Source organism: Chimaeribacter sp. YP20170169 (assembly GCF_056739715.1).
Window position 1 is genome coordinate 1,844,629 of record NZ_CP176824.1, and the last position, 22,334, is coordinate 1,866,962.

Below are 22,334 nucleotides of genomic sequence, written 5' to 3' on the forward strand. Positions count from 1 at the left end.
AGGGGGCAGGGCATGGCACACTTCGCCGAGTTTCCCAGCGCGCAGACGCTGAACCAGAGTCTGGCGCGCAAGGTGGCAGACAGCCTGCGTCAGGGGATCGAGGCGAGGGGCCGTGCCAGTCTGGTGGTCTCCGGCGGGCGCACGCCCGAGGGCTTTTTCGCGCTGCTCGCCCAACAGCCGCTGGCGTGGGAAAAGGTGGTGATCACGCTGGCGGATGAGCGTTGGGTGGCCCCGGAGGATGCGCTCAGCAATGAGCGTCTGGTGCGCCGGGCGCTGCTGGTGGGGCCAGCTGCGGCCGCCACCTTCATCGGCCTGAAAAATGGCGCGGCCACCCCGGAAGAGGGGGTGGTGGCCAGTGAGGCGGCGCTGGCGCTCTTCCCCTGGCCGGCGGATGTGGTGATGCTGGGCATGGGCGCGGACGGGCATACCGCCTCGCTGTTCCCTGGCGCCGCCAATTTGCCAGCGGCGCTGTCGCTGGACGCCGGCCAGCTCTGCTTCGCCATGACCCCCGTGACCGCGCCGCTGGCGCGCATCACGCTCAGCCTGCCGGCGCTGCTCAACAGCCGGCATATTTATCTGCATCTGGTTGGCGAGGCCAAGCGCGAACTGTATGAGCGCGCCGCGCAGGGCAATGATGTCAACGAGATGCCGGTTCGGGCGATCCTGAACCAACAACACACGCCGGTGGATGTCTGCTGGACAGTCTGACCCCGGCATGACTGGCACAGCCAGTCGGCAGGAGACGTTTTGTATGGCACAAGGTGCGGTCGGATACCTGTCACTTCGCTGACAGGTCCCTGTGGCAGGGGCGCGCCCTATCTTAACCATGCCAGTACGGCATAGATGGAGTGAAACGGATGAACAACTGGAAAGTTAGCGCGGAACAGATCCTCACCACAGGCCCGGTCGTCCCGGTGATTGTCATCAACGAACTGCGCCACGCGGTGCCACTGGCGAAAGCGCTAGTGGCCGGCGGGGTCAAGGTGCTGGAGGTGACGCTACGCACCGAGTGCGCGCTGGAGGCGATCCGGGCGATTGCCAAAGAGGTGCCAGAGGCAATCATTGGGGCCGGTACGGTGATCAACCCGCAGCAGTTGGATGAAGTGATTGCCGCCGGGGCGCAGTTTGTCATCAGCCCCGGCCTGACGGAGCCGCTGCTCAAGGCGGCCACCCAAGGGCCAGTGCCATTGATCCCTGGCATCAGCACCGTGTCGGAGCTGATGCTGGGCATGGACTACGGTCTGCGCGAGTTCAAGTTTTTCCCGGCCGAGGCCAATGGCGGCGTGAAAGCGTTACAGGCGATTGCTGGCCCCTTCCCGCAGGTGCGTTTCTGCCCGACCGGCGGCATCTCGCTCAAGAACTACCGGGAGTATTTGGCGCTCAAGAGCGTGCTGTGCATCGGTGGCTCCTGGCTGGTGCCAGCCGAGGCGCTGGCCGAGGGCAACTACGACCGTATCACCGAACTGGCGCGTGAAGCCGTCGCTGGCGCGCGCGACTGATCCTGCCTTGCCAAACCAAGCCATCCCTCGGGATGGCTTTTTTTATGCCCGCAATCAGCGGGCGGCGATCACCTTGATCTCTACCTTATATTTCGGGTTCATCAGGCCAGCCTGCACCGTGCAGCGCACCGGCGCATGGCCCGGTGCCACCCAGGCATCCCACGCGCGGTTCATGGCGTCGAAATCACTTTTCTCCACCAAGAAGATGGTCGCGTCCAGGATGCGGCTCTTGTCCGATCCCAGCGCCGCCAGCACCCGGTCAATCACCGCCAGCGCGTCGGCGGTCTGCGCCTCGGCATCGGCGTCCAGATTCTCGGGCACGCTGGTGTAGTAGATGGTGTCATTATAGATGGCCGCTTCAGACATCCGGTGCTCCGGCAGATAGCGCTCAATGGTCATGCTCAGCTCCTTTGGCTGGGTTTTCAACGGGATGCCGGGGAAAATCCCGGCCACCGGCACAGGGTAACACAGCCGTGGCAAAGATGGGTGTGGTAGCCGTGGGGAAGGATTGGCATAATCAGCGCTGATTTTTTCCGGCTGAGAGGCAGTGTGACCGACGATTTCGCCCCCGATGGCGCCCTGGCGCAACATATTCACGGCTTCAAGCCGCGTGAACCCCAGCAACAGATGGCGGCCGCCGTCGCCCATGCGATAGAGAAACAGCAGGCGCTGGTGGTCGAGGCCGGTACTGGCACCGGCAAAACCTACGCCTACCTCGCCCCGGCGCTGCGTGCTGGCCGCAAGGTGATCATCTCCACCGGCTCCAAGGCGTTGCAAGACCAGCTCTACAGCCGTGACCTGCCGACGGTGGCGAAGGCGCTCGACTACAGCGGCAAGCTGGCGCTGTTGAAGGGGCGCTCCAACTACCTTTGCCTTGAGCGGCTGGAGCAGCAGACGCTGGCCGGCGGCGAGCTGGCCAACTCCGCGTTGGCGGAGCTGGTGCAGCTGCGCCGCTGGTCTTCCGAAACTGTGGATGGTGACATCAGCAACTGTGGGGGCGTGGCGGAAGACAGCCCGGTGTGGCCGCTGGTCACCAGCACCAATGACAACTGCCTTGGCAGCGACTGCCCGCTCTACAAGGAGTGCTTCGTGGTGAAGGCGCGTCGGCGGGCGATGGATGCGGATGTGGTGGTGGTCAACCACCATTTGTTCATGGCGGATATGGTGGTGAAAGAGGGCGGCTTTGGCGAGCTGATCCCGGCGGCCGAGGTAATGATTTTCGACGAGGCGCACCAGATCCCGGACATCGCTAGCCAATATTTCGGCCAGCAACTCTCGAGCCGCCAGCTGCTCGATCTGGCGAAGGACATCACCATCGCCTATCGCACCGAGGTGCGTGATTCGGCCCAGCTGCAAAAGAGCGCCGACCGACTGGCGCAGAGCGCCCAGGATTTCCGGCTGGCGCTGGGCGAGCCGGGCTACCGCGGCAACCTGCGCGAGGCGTTGCAGGACCAGCAGGTGCAACGCGCACTGGTGCTGCTCGATGACGCCCTCGAACTGTGCTACGACGTGGTCAAGCTGTCGCTGGGGCGCTCGGCGCTGCTGGATGCTGCCTTTGAGCGCGCCACCCTTTACCGTGCGCGCCTGAAGCGGCTAAAAGAGACCTCCCAACCCGGTTTCAGCTACTGGTTTGAGTGCACCTCGCGCCACTTCATTCTGGCGCTGACGCCGCTGTCAGTGACTGACAAGTTCACGGAAGTGATGAAGGAGAAGCCGGGCAGCTGGATCTTCACCTCTGCTACCCTGTCAGTGGATGAGAAGCTGGCGCACTTCACCGCGCGGCTGGGGCTGGAGGCGGCGGATTCGCTGCTACTGCCCAGCCCGTTTGACTATGCCCGTCAGGCGCTGCTCTGTGTGCCGCGCTTCCTGCCGGAGCCAAACCAGCCGGGCGGCGGGCGGCAACTGGCGCGAATGCTGAAGCCACTGATTGAGGCTAACGGCGGCCGCTGCTTCTTCCTCTGCACCTCGCACCAGATGCTGCGCCAACTGGCAGAGGAGTTCCGCGCCAGCATGACCCTGCCGGTGCTGGTACAGGGCGAGACCAGCAAGGGCCAGCTGTTGAAGCAGTTTATCGAGGCTGGCAACGCCCTGCTGGTCGGCACCAGCAGCTTCTGGGAGGGGGTGGACGTGCGCGGCGATACGCTGTCGCTGGTGATCATCGACAAGCTGCCCTTCACCGCGCCGGATGACCCGTTGCTAAAGGCGCGGATTGAGGATTGCCGTCTGCGTGGCGGCGACCCCTTCGCCGAGGTGCAACTGCCGGAGGCGGTGATCACCCTGAAGCAGGGGGTGGGCCGCCTGATCCGCGATACGGACGATCGCGGCGTGCTGGTGATCTGTGACAACCGGCTGGTGATGCGTCCTTATGGCGCGGTGTTCCTCAACAGCCTGCCGCCGACGCCGCGCACCCGCGACATCGGTCAGGCAATGGCCTTTTTGCGCCGGGAAGCGGGGCAGCATTAAGTGCTGCCCTGTGGTATGATGCGCGCCCTGAATTGAAACCCCATCTTTTCCTGCCTGAGGTTGGCATGTCCACGCGAATTTTAGCCATCGATACCGCCACGGAAGCCTGTTCTGTCGCACTTTGGAACCACGGCGAAACGCTCGCCCATTTTGAACTCTGCCCGCGCGAGCACACCCAGCGCATTCTGCCGCTGGTGGAGCAGGTGCTGGCCGAGGCTGGCCTGACCCTCAGCCAGCTCGATGCCCTGGCCTTTGGCCGTGGGCCGGGCAGCTTTACCGGCGTGCGCATCGGCATTGGCATCGCCCAAGGGCTGGCGCTGGGCGCTGACCTGCCGATGATTGGCGTCTCCACCCTGCAAACCATGGCGCAGGGCGCGTTCCGCCGCACCGGTGCGCCGCGCGTGCTGACCGCGATTGACGCGCGCATGGGCGAGGTCTACTGGGGCGCCTACCAGCGTGATGCCGATGGCATCTGGCAGGGCGGCGAGAGTGAGGCAGTGCTAACGCCGGAGCAGGCGCTGGCCCGAGCGCAGGCGCTTTCTGGTGAGTGGGCCACAGCCGGAACCGGCTGGACGAGCTATCCTGATCTGGTGGCCGGTGCGCCGTTGACGCTGCGTGATGGCGACATGCAACTGCCCCACGCCGAAGATATGCTGCCGCTGGCGCTGGAAGCCTGGAAGGCGCAGCGTACCGTAACGGTTGAACAGGCCGAGCCGGTCTATTTGCGCAATGAGGTGACCTGGAAAAAACTCCCAGGTCGCTGAAACCCGGCAACTTTACCCCGGTGACAAGGTCTAACAGTCAGAATCATTCCGGAGAGTAGGTATGCATAAGCTGTTAATCAATCACCCCCTGCGGGTTGCGCTGTTTGGCCTGACGGCGCTGACGCTGTCGGGCTGCGTCAGCGTCCCTAATGAGATCAGGGGCACCACCCCCACGCCGCAGCAGAACCTGGCGGCAGTACAGAATGCCCCGCAGCTGTACGTCGGCCAGGAGGCGCGCTTTGGCGGCTCGGTGGTGAGCATGGACAATGAACCCCGCCGCACCCGGCTGGAGATTGCCGCCGTACCGCTGGACTCGGCGGCGCGGCCCATCCTTGGCGAACGCTCCACCGGGCGGGTGGTGGCTTACATTAACGGCTTTGTAGACCCGGTTGACCTGCGCGGCCAGCTGGTGACGGTGGTCGGCCCGATCACCGGCAGCGAACGCGGCAAAATCGGCCAGACGGACTACACCTTTGTGGTGATGAACGCCAACAGCTACAAGCGCTGGCGCTTGCAACAGCAGGTGGTGATGCCGCCGGGCCCAACTGGCCCGTGGGGCTGGGGCCCGGGCTGGGGCGGCCCCGGCTGGGGGCCGGGCTTCTATGGCGGTGGCGGTTGGTACTCGCCGCAACCGGCCCAGGTGCAGACCGTAGTCACCGAGTAGGGCACCCCAGAGGCGGCGCAAGCCGCCTTATTTTTTGGCATCGCGGCAGCCTGAGGCAAAAAGTGACCCGCTTCGCAAGCTGAACATTGTTTAAGAAATTCAGCCAGAAGCTGAGTTAAAATTTTGTCAAACCGACGCGTCAGATCGGCAACCACGACAACAAATAATGATGGAGTATGACCTTGGAAAAGGTTTGGCTAACACGGTATCCCGCTGATGTTCCGGCCGAGATTGACCCGGATCGTCACGGCTCATTGATTGAGATGTTTGAAAATGCGGCGCTCCGCTATGCTGACCAGCCGGCGTTCATCAATATGGGGGAGGTGATGACCTTCCGTAAGCTGGAGGAGCTGAGTCGCGCCTTCGCCGCCTACCTGCAAAATGACCTAAAATTGCAGAAAGGCGACCGCGTCGCCCTGATGATGCCCAACCTGCTGCAATACCCGATTGCGCTGTTCGGCGTATTGCGCGCTGGCATGGTGGTGGTCAACGTCAACCCGCTCTACACCCCGCGCGAGCTGGAGCACCAGCTGAAAGACAGCGGGGCCAGCGCCATCGTGATCGTCTCCAACTTCGCCCATACGCTGGAGAAGGTGGTCTACAACACGCCCATCCGCCATGTGATCCTGACGCGCATGGGCGACCAGCTGTCGCCTGCCAAGGGCACGCTAGTCAACTTTGTGGTGAAGTACATCAAGCGGCTGGTGCCCAAGTATCACCTGCCGGATGCCATCTCCTTCCGCAGCGTGCTGCAACGCGGCCGCCGCCTGCAATATGTGAAACCGGACATCACGAATCAGGATCTGGCTTTCCTGCAATACACCGGCGGCACGACTGGCGTGGCGAAGGGGGCGATGCTGACCCACCGCAACATGCAGGCCAATCTGGAGCAGACCAAGGCCGCCTACGGCTCGCTGTTGCAGGAGGGCCATGAGCTGGTGGTCACCGCGCTGCCGCTCTACCACATCTTCGCGCTGACGGTGAACTGCCTACTGTTTATCGAGCGCGGCGGGCGCAACCTGCTGATCACCAATCCGCGTGATATTCCCGGCATGGTAAAGGAGCTGGCGAAGTACCCCTTCACCGCCCTGACCGGCGTCAATACGCTCTATAACGCGCTGATGAACAACGAGGATTTCCGCGAGCTGGACTTCTCCACGCTGCGCCTCTCCGTAGGGGGCGGCATGGCGGTGCAGAAAGCGGTGGCGGACAAGTGGGAGAAGCTGACCGGCAAGCACTTGCTGGAGGGCTACGGCCTGACCGAGTGCGCGCCGCTGGTGGCGGGCAACCCCTATGACCTGCAACACTACAGCGGCAGCATTGGCCTGCCGGTGCCCTCCACCGAGGTCAAGCTGGTGGATGATCAGGGGCAGGAGGTGGGCATGGGCGAGCCGGGCGAACTGCTGATCCGCGGGCCGCAGGTGATGGCCGGTTACTGGCAGCGGCCAGAGGCCACTGCCGAGGTGCTGAAAGAGGGCTGGCTCTCCACCGGGGATATCGTTACAGTGGACGCGCAGGGGTTCTTGCGGATTGTCGATCGCAAAAAAGATATGATCCTGGTCTCCGGATTTAATGTCTATCCCAATGAAATTGAAGACGTGCTGATGCAGCATCCGAAGGTGCTGGAGGCGGCGGCCATCGGCGTGCCAAGTGAAACCTCCGGCGAGGCGGTCAAGGCATGCATCGTCAAGAAAGATGCCTCCCTGACGCGTGAGGAGCTGCTGGCCCACTGCCGCCGCCACCTGACTGGCTACAAGATGCCAAGAATTATTGAGTTCCGTGAGGAGTTGCCAAAATCCAACGTTGGCAAGATCTTGCGCCGGGCGCTGCGGGATGAGCACATGAAGCCGAAACCGCCCACCGCCGCATGACGGGCTTCCACCCTTTTACAACGCCGGCCCGTGCCGGCGTTGCCATGTATGATCCTTTATCCGTAAGAGAGTGACGTTTTGAATTATCAGTTGATCACCACCAATTCTGAGCTGGAAGAGGTATGCCTCCAGGCCCGCCGCCATGCGCGTATCGCCCTGGATACAGAATTCGTGCGCACCCGCACCTACTATCCACAGCTTGGCCTGATCCAGCTGTTTGACGGCGAGCGGCTGACGCTTATCGATCCGCTGCCCATCACCGAGTGGCAACCCTTCCGTGAGCTGTTGCTGGATGAACAGGTGATCAAGTTCCTGCATGCCGGGAGCGAAGATCTGGAAGTGTTCCTCAATGCCTTTGGCGTGCTGCCGACGCCGATGATTGATACGCAAATCCTGGCGGCCTTCACCGGGCGTCCGCTCTCCTGCGGCTTCGCTAAGCTGGTGGGGGAGTACATGGGCGTGGAACTGGACAAGAGCGAATCGCGCACCGACTGGCTGGCGCGCCCGCTGAGCAGCCGCCAGTGTGACTATGCCGCCGCTGACGTCTTCTACCTGCTGCCGATGGCGCTGCGCCTCGAGCAGGAGACCATCGATGCCGGTTGGATGGAGGCCGCGCTAGACGAGTGCCGGGCGCTCTGCCGCCGCCGCCGTGACGTGCTAGAGCCGGAGCTGGCCTACCGCGAGATTAGCAACGCCTGGCAGTTGCGTACCCGCCAATTGGCCTGCCTGCAAAAGTTGGCCTCCTGGCGGCTGCAACAGGCGCGCCAGCGCGACCTGGCCGTCAACTTTGTGGTGCGCGAAGAGAACCTGTGGCAAGTGGCGCGCTACCAGCCAACCTCGCTGGGCGAGCTGGAGAGTCTGGGGCTGAGTGGGCCAGAGATCCGTTACCACGGCCGCACGCTGCTGGAGCTGGTGAAAGAGGGCAGCGCCCTGCCAGAGGAGGCGCTACCCGCGCCGATCGCCAACCTGATTGACCAGCCGGGCTACAAACAGGCGTTTAAGGATCTGAAAGCCGTGATCCAGTCTGTCAGCACGGAGAGTGGGCTGAGCAACGAACTGCTGGCTTCACGTCGCCAGATTAACCAGTTGCTGAATTGGCATTGGGGATTAAAGCAGCGTGAAAATAGCCCAGAGCTGATCGCTGGCTGGCGTGGCCAATTGCTGTCAGAGAAATTAATGGCGGTTCTGGCGAACTACTAAAATAGCTGGCCAAAAGGGGAAGACCTTTTTGGCCCTATTTATTTATGCAGAGAAATGCGGATGCCAGCACTCGGAAGGGGGCGAAGATAAGAATAACGTTGGCTGTCGCCAGCGTATTTGGGATAAGTCTTAATCCCGATTTAGGGTTATTGGCGGTGAAATTTGGCAAGGCAAATAAAATAGGCTGGATGTCCGTACAGTACTCGGAGTTGGCAATAATGTTTACGGCCATTTTTCCCCCTGCGTTAACCACAGGGGGAGCGGAAAGTCCGGGGCGTTATTTCGGCGGTTCTTCCGTTTCTGGCAGGGTGACGTTAAGTTCGAGAACAGAAATATCGTCCCCTTTCTGTTCGAACTGAACGTGCAGCATATCCGGGTCAATCTGGATATATTTACAAATCACCGCCAGAATATCGCGCTTCAGATCCGGCAGGTAAGGGGGTTCTGAATCCCCCCGGCGGCGCTCTGCGACGATGATTTGCAGCCGTTCCTTGGCTATATTGGCTGTCGATTTTTTGCGGGACAGGAAAAAGTCTAACAGTGCCATGGTTTATCCCCCAAACAGGCGTTTCAGGAAGCCCTTCTTCTCTTCTTCAACAAAGCGGAAGGGGCGCTCTTCGCCCAGCAAGCGTGAGACAGTGTCATCATACGCTTTGCCCGCATCGGAGTCCTGATCGAGGATGACTGGCTCGCCCTGGTTGGAGGCGCGCAGCACAGACTGATCTTCCGGGATGACGCCCACGAGCGGAATGCGCAGGATCTCCAGCACATCTTCCATGCTCAGCATGTCACCGCGGTTCACCCGGCCAGGGTTGTAGCGCGTCAGCAGCAGGTGCTCCTTAATCGGCTCCTGGTTCTGCTCGGCGCGGCGTGACTTGGAGGAGAGGATACCGAGGATGCGGTCAGAGTCGCGCACCGAGGAAACCTCTGGGTTGGTGGTGATGATTGCCTCGTCGGCGAAATAGAGCGCCATCAGCGCACCGGTCTCAATCCCTGCTGGGGAGTCGCAGAGAATGAAGTCGAAGTCCATTGCCACCAGATCGTTCAGCACCTTCTCCACCCCTTCACGGGTCAGGGCGTCTTTGTCCCGGGTCTGGGAAGCGGGCAGGATAAACAGGCTCTCGGTCCGCTTGTCCTTGATCAAAGCCTGATTCAGCGTGGCATCACCCTGGATGACATTCACGAAGTCATAGACCACGCGGCGCTCGCACCCCATGATCAAATCAAGATTACGCAAGCCGATGTCAAAATCGATGACAACCGTCTTTTTCCCTTTCTGGGCTAAACCGGTAGCAATGGCCGCGCTTGATGTGGTCTTGCCAACGCCCCCTTTACCCGATGTAACAACAATAATGCGTGCCATGAAAAGATTCCTTGTGAAAGGGCTTAATTTAAAGGTTTGATGGTTAACACGTTATCTATCAGACTGAGGCGCGCCGCCTGACCAGAAAACTCTGGCGGGATCTGGTCGCTCAGCCAGTACTGCCCGGCAATCGACACGAGTTCAGCACTAAGATTCGTGCAGAAAATCTGGCACTGCGCATCACCGCTGGCACCTGCCAGCGCACGGCCGCGCATCATCCCATAAACGTGGATATTGCCGTCGGCAATCAGCTCCGCGCCAGCGCTGACGCTGCTGATTACAATCAAATCACTGTTACGTGCATAAATCTGCTGCCCGGAACGGACAGGGGCGTGGACGATGCGCGTCTTGGCCGGGAGGTTGTCGGGTACAGGCGGCGGGGGCGGCGCTTTCGGCCCCTTGCCCTCGTTCAGCAGTGGCAGCCCGGCACGGGCGATGGCACGTTTTTGCTGCTCATCCTTGCAACCGCTGAAGCCGACAACACGCAGGCCCGCGGACGTCACGGCCTGTTGTATCTCCTTCCAGTTAACCTCACCGCTCAGCGAGGCCACATTGATCACAACAGGGGCACTTTTAAGAAATGCCGGTGCCTGCTCTACCTTCTCCTGCAATGCCTGGCGAATGACCTCAGGCTGCGCGTGGTGCAAATGGACCACCGACAGGGTAAAACTGCTGCCTTTTAGCTCAATGGGCGATTGTGACATCTATCCTGACTCAGTTTCAGCAACGTAAATCCCCGGAACAGCACCCGGGGGGCGATATTCCGATGTACGTGAAGCATGTTATAGTTACCGGTATATCTAGGCAAGAGACGCTATCCATTAAAAAGAGTTAAAAAAATGCTTTGCATGATTTATAGAAGTTCAAAACGCGACCAAACTTATCTCTACATCGAAAAAAGAGATGATTTCTCCGCCGTTCCAGATGAGTTGTTGAAAAGCTTCGGCCAACCGCAGTTCTCGATGGTCATCAATCTGGCCACCCGCACTAAATTGGCCGGTGCCGATATTGAAAAAGTACGCGAAGCTCTCTCCAGTCAGGGCTATTATTTACAATTGCCGCCACCTCCGGAGTCATTATTGAAACTGCATCTGGATAATAAGCCGGAATAATCGCCAAATATTCTTTTGAAGAATAATTTCTGCGGAAAATGTGAACGGTGACGCATGAATGGGGGCGGCCGGGGAGCGGAGTGTGATGCACGTCTCCCCTCTGCCCCCACTGGACTAGACCATAAGGAAAACCGTATGAAAAAGACCGTATTGGCCATTTTGCTCGGCACCCTGGCCCTGACCGCTTGCACCACCGCGCAAAAAACCGCGCCTGAAAACACCACGCCTTCCCCTTCCGCTGCCTCCGCCTCTGGCGGCATGCTCAACGCCGAGCCACCGGCCCAGAACGCCCAAGACCCGCAGTGATGCCCCGCAGGCAGCCTGCTGCCTGCCGTGACCCAAGGAGTATGTGATGAGACAGAGCGTGGTAGCCCTATTGATTGGCCTGACCCTGACCGCCTGTGCCAGCAAGCCACCGGCAGCCCCGTCGGCCACCGCCCCGGACCGTGCGCCAGCGGCGTCGCCCAGTGGCGGGATGCTAAAACCCCCGGCAAAAACCACGCTGGCGGCGCAGGGGCGTGACCCGGCGGAGTTCCCGGCCTATGTTGAGCAGCTGAAACAGCAGGCGCGTGCCCAGGGGATCAGCGAGGCCACCCTGGAGAGTGCCTTCGTTAATATCCACTTTGTTGACCGGGTGATCGCCTCCGATCGCAATCAGCTGGAGAAGAAGGTGACGCTGGATGACTACCTGCAACGCGTCCTGCCAGCCTGGAAAGTGGCGCAGGGCCGCACGCAGTATCAGGCGAACCGGGCGGAAGTGGATGCCGCCAGCCAACGTTATGGCGTGCAGCCGCAATATATCGTTGCCCTGTGGGCGATGGAGAGCAGCTTCGGCAAGATCCAGGGCAAGGAGGATGTCATCTCCGCGCTGGCGACCCTGGCCTTTGAGGGGCGGCGTGAGGCTTTCTTCACCAAGGAGCTGATGGCGGCGCTGAAGATTGTCCAGCAGGGGCATATCCCGGCCGCAGAAATGAAAGGCTCGTGGGCTGGCGCGATGGGGCAGTCACAGTTTATGCCGACCTCGTTCCTGACCTACGGCGCGGATGGTGACGGCGATGGTCGCATCGACATCTGGCAAAACCGGGCTGATGTGTTCGCCTCCACCGCCAACTACCTTGCCACCGAAGGGTGGAAAGCCAATCAGGGCTGGGGGCAGGAGGTACGGTTGCCCGCCGGTTTCAGCGCTGATCTGGCCGGGCTGAAGAATGATCAGGCGAAGCGAATCAGCGACTGGCAAGCGCTGGGTGTGACGCCAGCGGATGCCAAACCGCTGCCGGCCGCCGGCACCCGTGCCTGGATTATCACGCCAGACGATCTTCAGGGACGCGCCTTTATGGTTTACGATAACTTCCGCACCATTATGCACTGGAACCGCTCCTACTATTTTGCCCTCAGCATCGGCATGATGGCGGACGGCGTGGCCCAGTAACCCGGACTGGCCCGCACAATGGGCCGGTTGCTAACGTGTTTACGCAGGAGAAGGGCATGTATCAACATCGTGACTGGCAGGGCTGTCTGCTGGATTACCCGGTCAGTAAAGTGGTCTGTGTTGGCAGTAACTATGCCAAGCATATTAAAGAGATGGGCAATCAGGCGTCGGCTGAGCCGGTGCTGTTCATCAAGCCAGAGACCGCCCTGTGCGATCTGCGCCAGCCAATTGCCATACCGAAAGAGTTCGGTTCCGTGCACCATGAGGTGGAGCTGGCCGTATTGATTGGCTCGCCGCTGAAACAGGCCAGTGAGGAGCGGGTTGCCAGCGCCATCGCTGGCTATGGGGTGGCGCTGGATCTGACGCTGCGCGACCTGCAAGCGGAGTTCAAAAAGGCTGGCCAGCCGTGGGAGAAGGCCAAGGGGTTTGATGGCTCCAGCCCGGTGTCTGGCTTTATCCCGGTGGCGGAGTTTGGTGACCCGCAACAGGCTACGCTGAAATTGGCCGTCAATGGCGACGTGCGCCAGCAGGGCACCACCGCAGACATGATCACCCCGATTCTGCCGCTCATCAGCTACATGAGCAAATTCTTCACCCTGCGTCCCGGCGATATCATCCTGACCGGCACCCCGGAGGGCGTTGGCCCACTGGCCGCCGGCGACGCGCTGGAGATCTCCCTCAACGACCACAGCCTGACCACCCGCGTACTGTGATCGCTTTCCGCCCCGCTGGGGGCGGAAAACTTGCATCTAGGGCGCAAAGGGTCTATATAGGCTGCGTCTTTTCACTTATCAGGTATCGCATATGTCCCAACTCCCTTTCTGGCAGCAAAAAACCTTGTCCGAGATGACGGACGGTGAATGGGAATCGTTGTGTGACGGCTGCGGGCAGTGCTGCCTGCACAAGCTGATTGATGAGGATACGGACGAGCTCTACTTCACCAACGTTGCCTGCAACCAGCTTAATATCAAATCCTGCCAGTGCCGTAACTATGAGCGTCGCTTTGAGCTGGAAGAGGATTGCATCAAGCTGACGCGCGAGAACCTCACGACGTTTGACTGGCTGCCGCCGACCTGTGCCTATCGCCTGATTGGTGAGGGCAAAACGCTGCTGCCCTGGCACCCGTTGCTCACCGGTTCCAAGGCCGCGATGCATGGTGAACGCATCTCAGTGCGCAACATTGCCGTGCGCGAAAGTGAGGTGGTGGACTGGCAGGATCACATCCTGAATAAACCGGACTGGGCGCGCTAAGCCCGGCACCCCATTGCTGATGCCGAATGCCCCCATTCGGCAGGCAAACAGGATGAATCAGGTCAGGCTAATGCCGATGATGGCATTCACCATCCCGGACACCGTAAACACGCCTCCTACAATCCAAAAGGCTTTCTGCTTCTGGGTGGCCGCCAGCGCCAGCATGGCGCACGCTAACACCAGTTGGGGAATGGCAATGATAGTGAATGTAGACATCTGCTCTCCTTGATTGTCATGGTAACCGCCCGGCAACCGCTCTTTCGGCGCGAAAGCGCCATTACCTTAGCAAAGATCCCTGATCGCTGACAGGAAACCTCGGCTTTGTGGCTGGTCTGGCGGCACAACGTTCCCATACAGGCTATGATTGACGCAGACAAGGCCATGAAGAGAGGGGAGCATGAATAAAGTCATCCTGTTCGCGATATTTGCGCTGGCATTCCTGATCGGCGCCATCATGCGGGTCATCTCCGGCCTATGGCTGCATGCGTTGATTCTCTTCTTCTTTGCGGTGCTGTGTGCATGGTTCAGTCTGGCTTCGGCCCGTCGGCGGCCCCGCTAAGGTGTCGGCCGAGCGGCCAGTAGGCGTAGTCAGGAAAACGGCGGCCTGAAAAGAGTCTATACTTCATTAACCTATGTTGGGTTAATGGAGGTAATGCAATGTCTGAACGCCCCGATCACAATGCGCCATTCCCGGACGATCATGAAAACCATGGCCTGCCGGAAGATGCGCCCCACGTCCCCAATCCTTATGAAGAGGATGATATCCCGGTCAATACGCCGCCGGATGAAGAGGGGGAGATCCCCAGAAAACGGGATGACAGCGATGATGATAAAGAGGACCCGTATCAGGTGGAGTAAGCTTGCTGATGCGTGTCGCATACGTTGCGCCCTCACAGGCCCATCCCTGGGCCTGATGATTTTCCCGCTTTTTCCCCTTTTATCCCCTTAGCACGATAAAAATTTCTCACGCAGTCAGGGCAAGAAATGGCTCAAACCGCCGTCGCCTGCGGCAGGTGGCAACATTTTGTGACAAAGCCCGCCCGCCGCTGAGCCAGCGGCTGGCGTGGGCTGGGCAGGCATCGCGCCGTGGTTGCCACCATCTTGAAAATTTCCTACTACACTGAAGTGTTATGTATAACCGAACGGAGGACGACGATGACCATTCATAAGAAAGGGCAAGCGCATTGGGAAGGCGACATCAAACGTGGTAAGGGCCATATCTCCACGGAGAGCGGCGCGCTCAACCAGCAGCCGTATGGCTTCAATACCCGTTTTGAGGGCAAGCCGGGCACCAACCCGGAAGAGCTGATCGGGGCCGCGCACTCGGCCTGTTTCTCTATGGCGCTGTCACTGATCCTGGGTGAAGCGGGCTATACGCCGGAGAGCATCGATACTGTTGCGGATGTCTCACTGGACAAAGTGGGTGAGGGCTACAAAATCACGAAAGTGGCTCTCCAGAGCGAAGTAACGCTGCCGGGCATTGAGGAGGGGGAGTTTGAGTCCCTGATCAATAAAGCGAAGGCGGGCTGCCCGGTGTCACAACTGATCAACGCGGACATTACGCTCGACTACAAACTGCACAACTGATCCCTGCCGCCCCGTCCGCTTGGGCGGGGCAGTCTCTGCCAGCCTTGCGGCCTATAGCCGATCCGTCAGCTTATCCACGACCACTGTTCCCTCTACGTCCTGCTGGGTGATGCGTACATCCACCGGGTAGGAGCGGCGCGTGTTCAATCGATCAAAGACCGAGACAGTGCCGGTGATGCGTCCAGCGCCATTGCGGATCTGGTAAACCGTGATCTCCTCCTGGCCCTGATTGGGCAGGCGGGTATGGTGGATCTGTTCCAGCGTATCCTGTTCGGTGAGGTGCAGGTGATCTCTTAGCATTGTTGTTATCTCCATAGAATCCGGCACGAAGTATATGCTTGATATTTATCGGTTCAATTGAAGATATGATTTGACCGAATACGCAAAAAGGCGTAATCGCGCGCGATGGAGACGTAGAGGCTCGGCCCAGCAGGGGCGTGGGAATGAAAGCAAATGGCGGGAAGTAGAAAGAAAAAAGCCCACAACGGATAGCGGGCGTAGGGATAGTACCGATCATTAGAAGTGGATCTGCGCCCACCCCATGATAGTAGCCAGCCAGTAGCCAGATTGAAACTGGTAGAAGTCTCAAAAAAAGCCCGCATGATGCGCGCCGGATAGATTATCCGCTACAAGAGGTATCCTATAGCGTGATTATTCAAAGGGGTTAATAATCACCGCGTAATAATAACGCTTGTTATTTAATTATCAATAACTATTTGAATTTTAAATTTTTATAAGAATTTTACCCTGCTGGCGGGGCGAGAATTGAAGAAGTTTATGCAAAGAAAAACCCGCTCTTGGGCGGGCTATTTTTTTCAGGTACTGCGGGAAAACCTGGTGTTGGGCAGACATTGCTTCGCTTTTATCTGTAAAGACAATGCCATAGGCAAGGAATTTAAGTAAATCGGTTGCTTCTATCGATATGATAGTATTTATGAATGGATATGATAAATGTGCATAAAGACGGCGCCCGCAGGCGCCGTCTTTTTAGCGGTTAAAGAGGTCGCGGCGTCGGGGCGGGAAGAACTGTGCCAGTACGACCAGCAGGGCAATCAGCATAAATATGGCGAACACCACCACCAGCCACTGCGGCATACTGAGTGAGAGGAACTCCCACTGCTTCTCCGCGCAATCGCCCGTGGCGACAAACACGCTGGGCAACCATTTGTCCAGCGGCAGCCAGCTTGGGAAACGGGCGGCAAAATCGCAGGTGGCAAAAGGCGAGGGGTGGAGCTGAATCATGGTGTGCTCCCATGACAAGCGAATGCCCTCCCACGCGCTGTAGATCCAGCCGGCCATTGCCACGAAGCGCAGCGGCGTCGCCGGGGCCAGTGCGCCCACCAGTGCGGCCAGCATGACCCCGAACAGTGCGCAGCGCTCATAGATGCACATGACACAGGGTTTTAGCATCATCACATGCTGGAAATAGAGGGCAGTCAGTTCCAGCACCACTGCGGCAAAAGCAAGTAATAACCAGGCACCGCGCCCCCGGGAGCAACGGTTTAGAAAGTGCAACATAATGTCCTGTCCATGCGATAACTGTCTGAGCGGCAGTGTAAACCAAATTGCTGGCGCTGCCAGCCACCGTTGCACAAATATGCGTAAAAAGCGGTAAATGAGGCAGGGTTTTTTAGGGATAAATGCCGCGCCCACACGCCCTGGCATGAACAGGGGCGGCGGCAAGCCACTGCGCAGGCATTCAGTTAATGTTAGCTTTTGGTGCTATAACCTGGCCTGGACGTCTGGTATGATGAGCTGAAATATTTGGCTTATATATGTCGCTACGGAACGTTAAATACATGGTTATAAAGGCGCAAAGTCCTGCCGGTTTCGCGGAAGAGTACATTATTGAGAGTATCTGGAATAATCGCTTCCCCCCTGGCTCTATTTTGCCCGCGGAGCGTGAGCTGTCAGAGCTGATCGGGGTCACCCGCACCACGCTGCGTGAAGTCTTGCAGCGTCTGGCACGCGATGGCTGGCTGACGATCCAGCACGGCAAACCCACGCGGGTCAACAACTTCTGGGAGACCTCCGGGTTGAACATCCTGGAGACGCTGGCTCGCCTCGATCATGACAGCGTGCCGCAGCTGATCGACAACCTGCTGGCGGTGCGCACCAATATCGCCTCGCTCTTTATCCGCACCGCAGTGCGCCACCACCCGGAGCAGGCGTGTGAAATCCTCGAGCAGGCCTCTGCCGTGGAGGACAATGCGGATGCGTTTGCCGAGCTGGATTACGGTATCTTCCGTGGGCTGGCGTTTGCTTCCGGCAACCCGATCTATGGCCTGATCCTCAACGGCCTGCGCGGCCTCTATATGCGCGTTGGGCGTTACTACTTCTCCAACCCGGAGGCCCGCAAGCTGGCGCTGGACTTCTATGAGCGTCTCTCGGCGCTGAGCCGCGACAACATGCACGATCAGGTGATGGAGTGCGTGCGCAACTACGGCAAGGAGAGTGGCGCCATCTGGCACGGTATGCAGGGTGCCATCCCGCGTGATATCGCGGAGATCCGCCGCTAAGTACGCAATCCGCATGTAATAAAAAGGGCGCCCGCAGGCGCCCTTTTTGTTGGCCGGTCATCAGAGTGGCGAGGTGCGCGGCGGGCAGCGATCCAGCAGCTCCACGCTGCCATCATCATTTTTCTGCTCCATGTAGACATCAAAGCCCCACAGGCGGTGGATATGCTTCATCACCTCCCGACGGCTCTTGTCCAGCGGCGCGCGCTCATGCGGGATGTAACGCAGCGTGAGGGAGCGATCGCCACGCAGGTCAACGTTCCAGACCTGGATATTCGGCTCATGGTTGCTGAGGTTGTACTGTGCCGACAGCGACTGGCGAATGGCACGGTAACCCTCCTCATTATGGATGGCGGCGATCTCTAGGTAGTTGTTGTGATCGTCATCCAGCACGGTGAACAGCCGGAAGTCGCGCATCACCTTGGGCGACAGGAACTGGCTGATAAAGCTCTCATCCTTGAAATCACGCATCGCGAAGTGCAGGGTATCCAGCCAGTCAGAGCCAGCGATGTCCGGGAACCAGTAGCGATCCTCCTCCGTCGGGTTCTGGCAGATGCGTTTGATGTCCTGGAACATGGCAAAGCCCAGCGCGTAGGGGTTGATGCCGCTGTAGTAGGGGCTGTTGTAGGGCGGTTGGTAGACCACGTTGGTGTGGCTGTGCAGGAACTCCATCATGAAGCGCTCGCTGACCAGCCCCTCATCATACATGTGGTTCAGGATGGTGTAGTGCCAGAAGGTGGCCCACCCCTCATTCATCACCTGGGTCTGCTTCTGCGGATAGAAGTACTGGCTAATCTTGCGCACGATGCGCAGCACCTCACGTTGCCACGGCTCCAGCAGCGGGGCGTTCTTCTCCATGAAGTAGAGCAAGTTCTCCTGCGGCTCGGCCGGGAAGCGGCGCGCCACTTCTGGTGCCTCTTCGCGCTCACGGCGTGGCAGGGTACGCCACAGCGAGTTCACCTGGCTTTGCAGGTACTCCTCGCGACTCTTCTGCCGGGCGCGCTCCTCTTGCAAGGAGATCTTCTGCGGGCGTTTGTAGCGGTCCACGCCATAGTTCATCAGCGCATGGCAGGAGTCGAGCAGCTTCTCCACCTCATCCACGCCATAGCGCTCCTCGCACTCGCTGATGTAGTGGCGGGCGAACAGTAGGTAGTCAACGATGGAGCCGGCATCTGTCCAGCTGCGGAACAGGTAGTTATTCTTGAAGAAGGAGTTGTGACCATAGCAGGCGTGGGCCATCACCAGCGCCTGCATGGTCATGGTGTTCTCTTCCATCAGATAGGCGATACAGGGGTTAGAGTTGATCACAATCTCATACGCTAGCCCCTGCTGGCCATGCTTGTAGCGCTGCTCCGTCTCGATGAACTTTTTGCCGAACGACCAGTGGGTATAGTTGATGGGCATGCCGATACTGGAGTAGGCGTCCATCATCTGCTCAGAGGTAATCACCTCGATCTGGTGGGGATAGGTGTCCAGTCGGTAGAGTTTGGCCACCCGATCAATCTGTTCCAGATAGACCTGAAGCAGCTCGAATGTCCAGTCCGGGCCATCACTCAGGCGTTCCTGTTTAATCTGCTCTTGCGTCATCGTCATCAGCGCACCCTCATTGTTGTTTGGCCTGATCTTGCCGGCCCACTATCAATCGTAGCTCAAACTTTACACATCGGGTTAGGCCACCGCCGGTGGCAGGCTATCCAGCCTCACACTCCGCCAGAAAAAGCAGCCGGTTAGCGCGATACGCGCCAGCTGCACCTATCCGCCCACAGGCCGCGGCAGGCAGGGCCAAAGCCTATCATCCGCCATCTGTCAGGCGCTTTCCAGCGGGGTGCAACAATAAGTATGGGGCAACTGCCCACTGTAGCGATATTAAATGCTGCGTATGTGACGATGGGCTGAAACAAGCTGCGGTAAAAAAGCCTCGCTGGCAGGCCGATCCGTTCGCCGCTGTCAGTGCTGTCATTGACAGCAAAAAAGTACCAGATTTCTGCTTGCAGGGGGCCTGAGCCGGATCTTATCGCTATTTGATCACGGCTATTGAAAAATATCGGGTGATAAAGGATAAATATTTGTGAAAACAGTCACGACTATCGTGGATATTGTTGGATGGTTTTTTCTGTTGCGTTAATTTGTCGTTAACAGAAGATTGTGCTTTATCAAGCCAAAGGTGAGATCGCTATGCGTGTGTTGGTTTTGGGAAGTGGCGTCGTCGGCGTGGCCAGCGCCTGGTATCTGGCGAAAGCAGGGCATGAGGTGACCGTCATCGATCGCCAGAGCGGCCCGGCGGAGGAGACCAGTGCCGGCAACGCCGGGCAGATTTCACCGGGTTACGCTGCCCCCTGGGCCGCGCCCGGCGTGCCGCTCAAGGCGGTCAAGTGGATGTTCCAGCGCCACGCGCCGTTGGCGATCCGCCTTGACGGCAGTGGCTTCCAGCTGCGCTGGATGTGGCAGATGCTGCGCAACTGCGACATGTCCCATTACCAGACCAACAAAGGGCGCATGGTACGCCTGTCAGAGTACAGCCGCGACTGCCTGAAGGCGCTGCGCCAGGAGACCCACATCCAGTATGAGGGGCGGCAGGGTGGCACGTTGCAGCTGTTCCGCACGGCCCAGCAGTATGAGAATGCCAGCAAGGATATCGCGGTGTTGCAGGAGGCCGGGGTGCCTTACCAACTGCTCGAGGCGGCCCAACTGGCAAGCGTGGAGCCAGCACTGGCCGGGGTGGCGCACAAGTTGACCGGCGGGCTGCGCCTGCCGAACGATGAAACCGGCGACTGCCAACTCTTTACCCGCCAGCTGGCGGAGATGGCGAAGCAGGCAGGCGTTACCTTCCTGTTTGACCGCAATGTGGATCGCCTGCTGGTGGAGGGGGATCGCATCCGTGGCGTCCAGTGCGGCAATGAAACCCTGACGGCTGACAGCTATGTGGTGGCCTTTGGCTCCTACTCCACGGCGCTGTTGAGAGGGGTGGTCTCCATCCCGGTCTACCCGCTGAAAGGTTACTCGCTGACCATCCCAATCACTGATCCGGCGGGCGCGCCACACTCTACGGTATTGGATGAGACCTACAAAATCGCCATCACCCGGTTTGACAACCGCATCCGCGTGGGCGGCATGGCAGAGATTGTCGGCTTCAACACCGGCCTGATGCAGGCGCGCCGCGAAACGCTGGAGATGGTGGTCAAGGATCTCTACCCGCGTGGCGGCAACGTCGAGCAGGCCACCTTCTGGACCGGCCTGCGCCCGATGACGCCGGATGGCACGCCGGTGGTGGGCCGCACGCCGCTGAAGAACCTCTTCCTCAACACCGGCCACGGCACGCTGGGCTGGACGATGGCCTGCGGCTCCGGGCAGTTGCTGGCGGACATCGTCTCTGGCGTGACACCGGCCATCCCGTATGAGGATCTCTCGGTCGCACGTTATCTGGAAGGATTCCAGGCCACGGTACGCCCCGGTGCGGGCCGCATTCACCCGGTCAGCTAAGGCCAGCTCACTATTGACTGCCTCCGGGCACACACGTTTACAGAGGGAAGATTGTCATGCCGCGTCCGATATCCGCGACCGTTCACCTGGATGCCCTGCGCCACAACCTTGGCGTGGCGCGCCGCGCCGCGCCCGCTGCCCACCTGTGGGCCGTGGTAAAGGCCAATGCCTATGGCCACGGCCTGCGCCAGATGTGGCAGGCTTTCGATCAGGCTGATGGCTATGCGCTGCTGAACTATGAGGAGGCCATCACGCTGCGCGAGGCGGGCTGGCAGGGGCCGATCCTGTTGCTGGAGGGCTTTTTCGCCGCCGAGGATCTGGCACTGCTGGATCGCTACCGCCTTACCACCGCCGTCCACAGCGCCTGGCAGGTAGAGGCGCTGGCACAGGCCCGGCTCTCCGCACCGCTGGATGTCTACTTGAAGCTCAACAGCGGCATGAACCGCTTAGGCTTTGCGCCAGATGCGCTGCCAGCGGCCTGGCAACGGCTGAAGGCGCTGCCACAGGTGGGCAACCTGACGCTGATGAGCCACTTCGCGTTGGCGGATGCTCCGGAAGGGGTGAGTGAGCAGTACGCGGTGATTGAACAGGTAGGGCGCGATGTGCCATTGCCGCGCTGCCTCGCCAACTCGGCCGCCACCCTCTGGCACCCGCAGACTCACCATGCGGCGGTCAGGCCGGGCATTATTTTGTATGGCGCGTCGCCAAGCGGCGTGGCGCAGGACATCGCTGCTACCGGCCTGCGGCCTGCCATGAGCCTGACCAGCGAGATTATTGGCATCCAGCAACTGCGCGCCGGTGACCGCGTCGGCTATGGCGCACGCTACACGGCTGACGGCCCGCAGCGCATGGGCGTGGTGGCATGTGGCTATGCCGACGGCTACCCGCGGCACGCGCCGACCGGTACGCCGATCAGCGTAGGAGGCGTGATGACGCGCACCCTTGGGCGGGTCTCTATGGATATGCTGGCGGTGGATCTGACGCCCTGTCCAGCGGCCCAGATTGGCTCGCCGGTGGAGTTGTGGGGGGAGCAAGTGCGGGTAGATGAGGTGGCCGCCGCCGCTGATACGCTCGGTTATGAGCTACTGACAGCGGTGACGGCCAGGGTGCCGTTCCATTACCACGGCTAGGGCGG

26 protein-coding genes are annotated in these 22,334 nt (G+C 59.8%); 18 read left to right on the forward strand and 8 right to left on the reverse strand.

What is annotated here, in order from left to right:
- Positions 1 to 12 precede the first annotated feature (12 nt).
- A complete protein-coding gene (pgl, locus tag ACK3SD_RS08200) occupies positions 13 to 708 on the forward strand; it encodes a 6-phosphogluconolactonase (protein ID WP_481127413.1) in 696 nt (231 codons plus the stop codon).
- A gap of 149 nt (positions 709 to 857) precedes the next feature.
- Entirely contained in the window at positions 858 to 1,499 is a 642-nt protein-coding gene (locus tag ACK3SD_RS08205) for a bifunctional 4-hydroxy-2-oxoglutarate aldolase/2-dehydro-3-deoxy-phosphogluconate aldolase (RefSeq protein WP_137763084.1), read from the forward strand.
- Between the two features lie 54 nt (positions 1,500 to 1,553).
- Here ACK3SD_RS08205 and ACK3SD_RS08210 read toward each other — a convergent pair whose 3' ends face one another.
- Entirely contained in the window at positions 1,554 to 1,898 is a 345-nt protein-coding gene (locus ACK3SD_RS08210; protein ID WP_137763085.1) for a RidA family protein, read from the reverse strand.
- Positions 1,899 to 2,048: 150 nt separating this feature from the next.
- Between ACK3SD_RS08210 and yoaA the strand changes: the two genes are divergently transcribed.
- The 5 genes from yoaA to rnd all read left to right on the forward strand — a co-directional run bounded on the left by yoaA (position 2,049) and on the right by rnd (position 8,461).
- Entirely contained in the window at positions 2,049 to 3,962 is a 1,914-nt protein-coding gene (gene yoaA, locus ACK3SD_RS08215; protein ID WP_137763086.1) for a DNA repair helicase YoaA, read from the forward strand.
- Positions 3,963 to 4,027: 65 nt separating this feature from the next.
- Positions 4,028 to 4,726: a tRNA (adenosine(37)-N6)-threonylcarbamoyltransferase complex dimerization subunit type 1 TsaB gene (gene tsaB / locus ACK3SD_RS08220; protein ID WP_137763087.1), complete on the forward strand. Its 699-nt coding sequence runs from the start codon at positions 4,028 to 4,030 to the stop codon at positions 4,724 to 4,726.
- Positions 4,727 to 4,787: 61 nt separating this feature from the next.
- Positions 4,788 to 5,390, forward strand: coding sequence for a Slp family lipoprotein (locus ACK3SD_RS08225; protein WP_481127414.1), 603 nt, complete (start codon positions 4,788 to 4,790; stop codon positions 5,388 to 5,390).
- Between the two features lie 182 nt (positions 5,391 to 5,572).
- Complete coding sequence (gene fadD, locus ACK3SD_RS08230; RefSeq protein ID WP_481127415.1) at positions 5,573 to 7,261, forward strand: long-chain-fatty-acid--CoA ligase FadD; 1,689 nt, start codon at positions 5,573 to 5,575, stop codon at positions 7,259 to 7,261.
- A gap of 78 nt (positions 7,262 to 7,339) precedes the next feature.
- Positions 7,340 to 8,461, forward strand: coding sequence for a ribonuclease D (gene rnd, locus ACK3SD_RS08235; protein WP_481127416.1), 1,122 nt, complete (start codon positions 7,340 to 7,342; stop codon positions 8,459 to 8,461).
- 277 nt (positions 8,462 to 8,738) lie between these two features.
- Here rnd and minE read toward each other — a convergent pair whose 3' ends face one another.
- Genes minE through minC form a run of 3 tightly spaced genes read right to left on the reverse strand, consistent with a single transcriptional unit; the run spans position 8,739 to position 10,528 of the window.
- Positions 8,739 to 9,008, reverse strand: coding sequence for a cell division topological specificity factor MinE (minE, locus tag ACK3SD_RS08240; protein WP_137763090.1), 270 nt, complete (start codon positions 9,006 to 9,008; stop codon positions 8,739 to 8,741).
- Between the two features lie 3 nt (positions 9,009 to 9,011).
- Positions 9,012 to 9,824 carry a septum site-determining protein MinD gene (minD, locus tag ACK3SD_RS08245; RefSeq protein WP_137763091.1) on the reverse strand — a complete coding sequence of 271 codons (813 nt, stop codon included), beginning with the start codon at positions 9,822 to 9,824 and terminating at the stop codon, positions 9,012 to 9,014.
- Positions 9,825 to 9,847: 23 nt separating this feature from the next.
- Positions 9,848 to 10,528 carry a septum site-determining protein MinC gene (gene minC / locus ACK3SD_RS08250; RefSeq protein WP_481127417.1) on the reverse strand — a complete coding sequence of 227 codons (681 nt, stop codon included), beginning with the start codon at positions 10,526 to 10,528 and terminating at the stop codon, positions 9,848 to 9,850.
- A 135-nt stretch (positions 10,529 to 10,663) separates the two neighbouring features.
- Between minC and ACK3SD_RS08255 the strand changes: the two genes are divergently transcribed.
- From ACK3SD_RS08255 to ACK3SD_RS08275, 5 genes are all read left to right on the forward strand, one after another.
- The gene (locus ACK3SD_RS08255; protein ID WP_481127418.1) at positions 10,664 to 10,936 is read left to right on the forward strand and encodes a YcgL domain-containing protein; all 273 of its coding nucleotides are present in this window, start codon (positions 10,664 to 10,666) and stop codon (positions 10,934 to 10,936) included.
- 135 nt (positions 10,937 to 11,071) lie between these two features.
- Positions 11,072 to 11,242: a hypothetical protein gene (locus ACK3SD_RS08260; protein ID WP_481127419.1), complete on the forward strand. Its 171-nt coding sequence runs from the start codon at positions 11,072 to 11,074 to the stop codon at positions 11,240 to 11,242.
- Positions 11,243 to 11,288: 46 nt separating this feature from the next.
- Positions 11,289 to 12,365: a lytic murein transglycosylase gene (locus tag ACK3SD_RS08265; protein ID WP_481127420.1), complete on the forward strand. Its 1,077-nt coding sequence runs from the start codon at positions 11,289 to 11,291 to the stop codon at positions 12,363 to 12,365.
- Positions 12,366 to 12,421: 56 nt separating this feature from the next.
- Entirely contained in the window at positions 12,422 to 13,078 is a 657-nt protein-coding gene (locus ACK3SD_RS08270) for a fumarylacetoacetate hydrolase family protein (protein WP_137763095.1), read from the forward strand.
- Between the two features lie 91 nt (positions 13,079 to 13,169).
- Entirely contained in the window at positions 13,170 to 13,616 is a 447-nt protein-coding gene (locus ACK3SD_RS08275; protein ID WP_137763096.1) for a YcgN family cysteine cluster protein, read from the forward strand.
- Between the two features lie 57 nt (positions 13,617 to 13,673).
- On the opposite strand, the gene ACK3SD_RS08280 is transcribed toward ACK3SD_RS08275, so the two are convergent.
- Entirely contained in the window at positions 13,674 to 13,832 is a 159-nt protein-coding gene (locus ACK3SD_RS08280; RefSeq protein ID WP_481127421.1) for a hypothetical protein, read from the reverse strand.
- A gap of 181 nt (positions 13,833 to 14,013) precedes the next feature.
- Here ACK3SD_RS08280 and ACK3SD_RS08285 point away from each other — a divergent pair, with 181 nt between their 5' ends.
- The 3 genes from ACK3SD_RS08285 (at position 14,014) to ACK3SD_RS08295 (ending at position 15,203) form a co-directional block, all read left to right on the forward strand.
- A complete protein-coding gene (locus ACK3SD_RS08285; RefSeq protein ID WP_481127422.1) occupies positions 14,014 to 14,175 on the forward strand; it encodes a hypothetical protein in 162 nt (53 codons plus the stop codon).
- A 98-nt stretch (positions 14,176 to 14,273) separates the two neighbouring features.
- On the forward strand, positions 14,274 to 14,474 hold the full coding sequence (locus tag ACK3SD_RS08290) for a hypothetical protein (protein ID WP_137763097.1): 201 nt from the start codon (positions 14,274 to 14,276) through the stop codon (positions 14,472 to 14,474).
- 297 nt (positions 14,475 to 14,771) lie between these two features.
- Positions 14,772 to 15,203 carry an OsmC family protein gene (locus ACK3SD_RS08295; protein ID WP_481127423.1) on the forward strand — a complete coding sequence of 144 codons (432 nt, stop codon included), beginning with the start codon at positions 14,772 to 14,774 and terminating at the stop codon, positions 15,201 to 15,203.
- Between the two features lie 51 nt (positions 15,204 to 15,254).
- Here the strand turns inward: ACK3SD_RS08295 and ACK3SD_RS08300 are convergent, their stop codons facing one another.
- Positions 15,255 to 15,503: a hypothetical protein gene (locus ACK3SD_RS08300; protein ID WP_481127424.1), complete on the reverse strand. Its 249-nt coding sequence runs from the start codon at positions 15,501 to 15,503 to the stop codon at positions 15,255 to 15,257.
- A 687-nt stretch (positions 15,504 to 16,190) separates the two neighbouring features.
- Positions 16,191 to 16,721 carry a disulfide bond formation protein DsbB gene (gene dsbB / locus ACK3SD_RS08305; RefSeq protein ID WP_481127425.1) on the reverse strand — a complete coding sequence of 177 codons (531 nt, stop codon included), beginning with the start codon at positions 16,719 to 16,721 and terminating at the stop codon, positions 16,191 to 16,193.
- Positions 16,722 to 17,002: 281 nt separating this feature from the next.
- Between dsbB and fadR the strand changes: the two genes are divergently transcribed.
- A complete protein-coding gene (gene fadR, locus ACK3SD_RS08310) occupies positions 17,003 to 17,722 on the forward strand; it encodes a fatty acid metabolism transcriptional regulator FadR (RefSeq protein WP_481127426.1) in 720 nt (239 codons plus the stop codon).
- A gap of 60 nt (positions 17,723 to 17,782) precedes the next feature.
- On the opposite strand, the gene ACK3SD_RS08315 is transcribed toward fadR, so the two are convergent.
- Positions 17,783 to 19,312, reverse strand: coding sequence for a SpoVR family protein (locus ACK3SD_RS08315; RefSeq protein ID WP_137763102.1), 1,530 nt, complete (start codon positions 19,310 to 19,312; stop codon positions 17,783 to 17,785).
- Positions 19,313 to 19,894: 582 nt separating this feature from the next.
- Here ACK3SD_RS08315 and ACK3SD_RS08320 point away from each other — a divergent pair.
- Complete coding sequence (locus tag ACK3SD_RS08320) at positions 19,895 to 21,199, forward strand: D-amino acid dehydrogenase (protein WP_481127427.1); 1,305 nt, start codon at positions 19,895 to 19,897, stop codon at positions 21,197 to 21,199.
- Positions 21,200 to 21,255: 56 nt separating this feature from the next.
- Positions 21,256 to 22,329, forward strand: a complete 1,074-nt coding sequence (dadX, locus tag ACK3SD_RS08325; RefSeq protein ID WP_137763104.1) for a catabolic alanine racemase DadX — start codon at positions 21,256 to 21,258, stop codon at positions 22,327 to 22,329.
- Positions 22,330 to 22,334 lie beyond the last annotated feature (5 nt).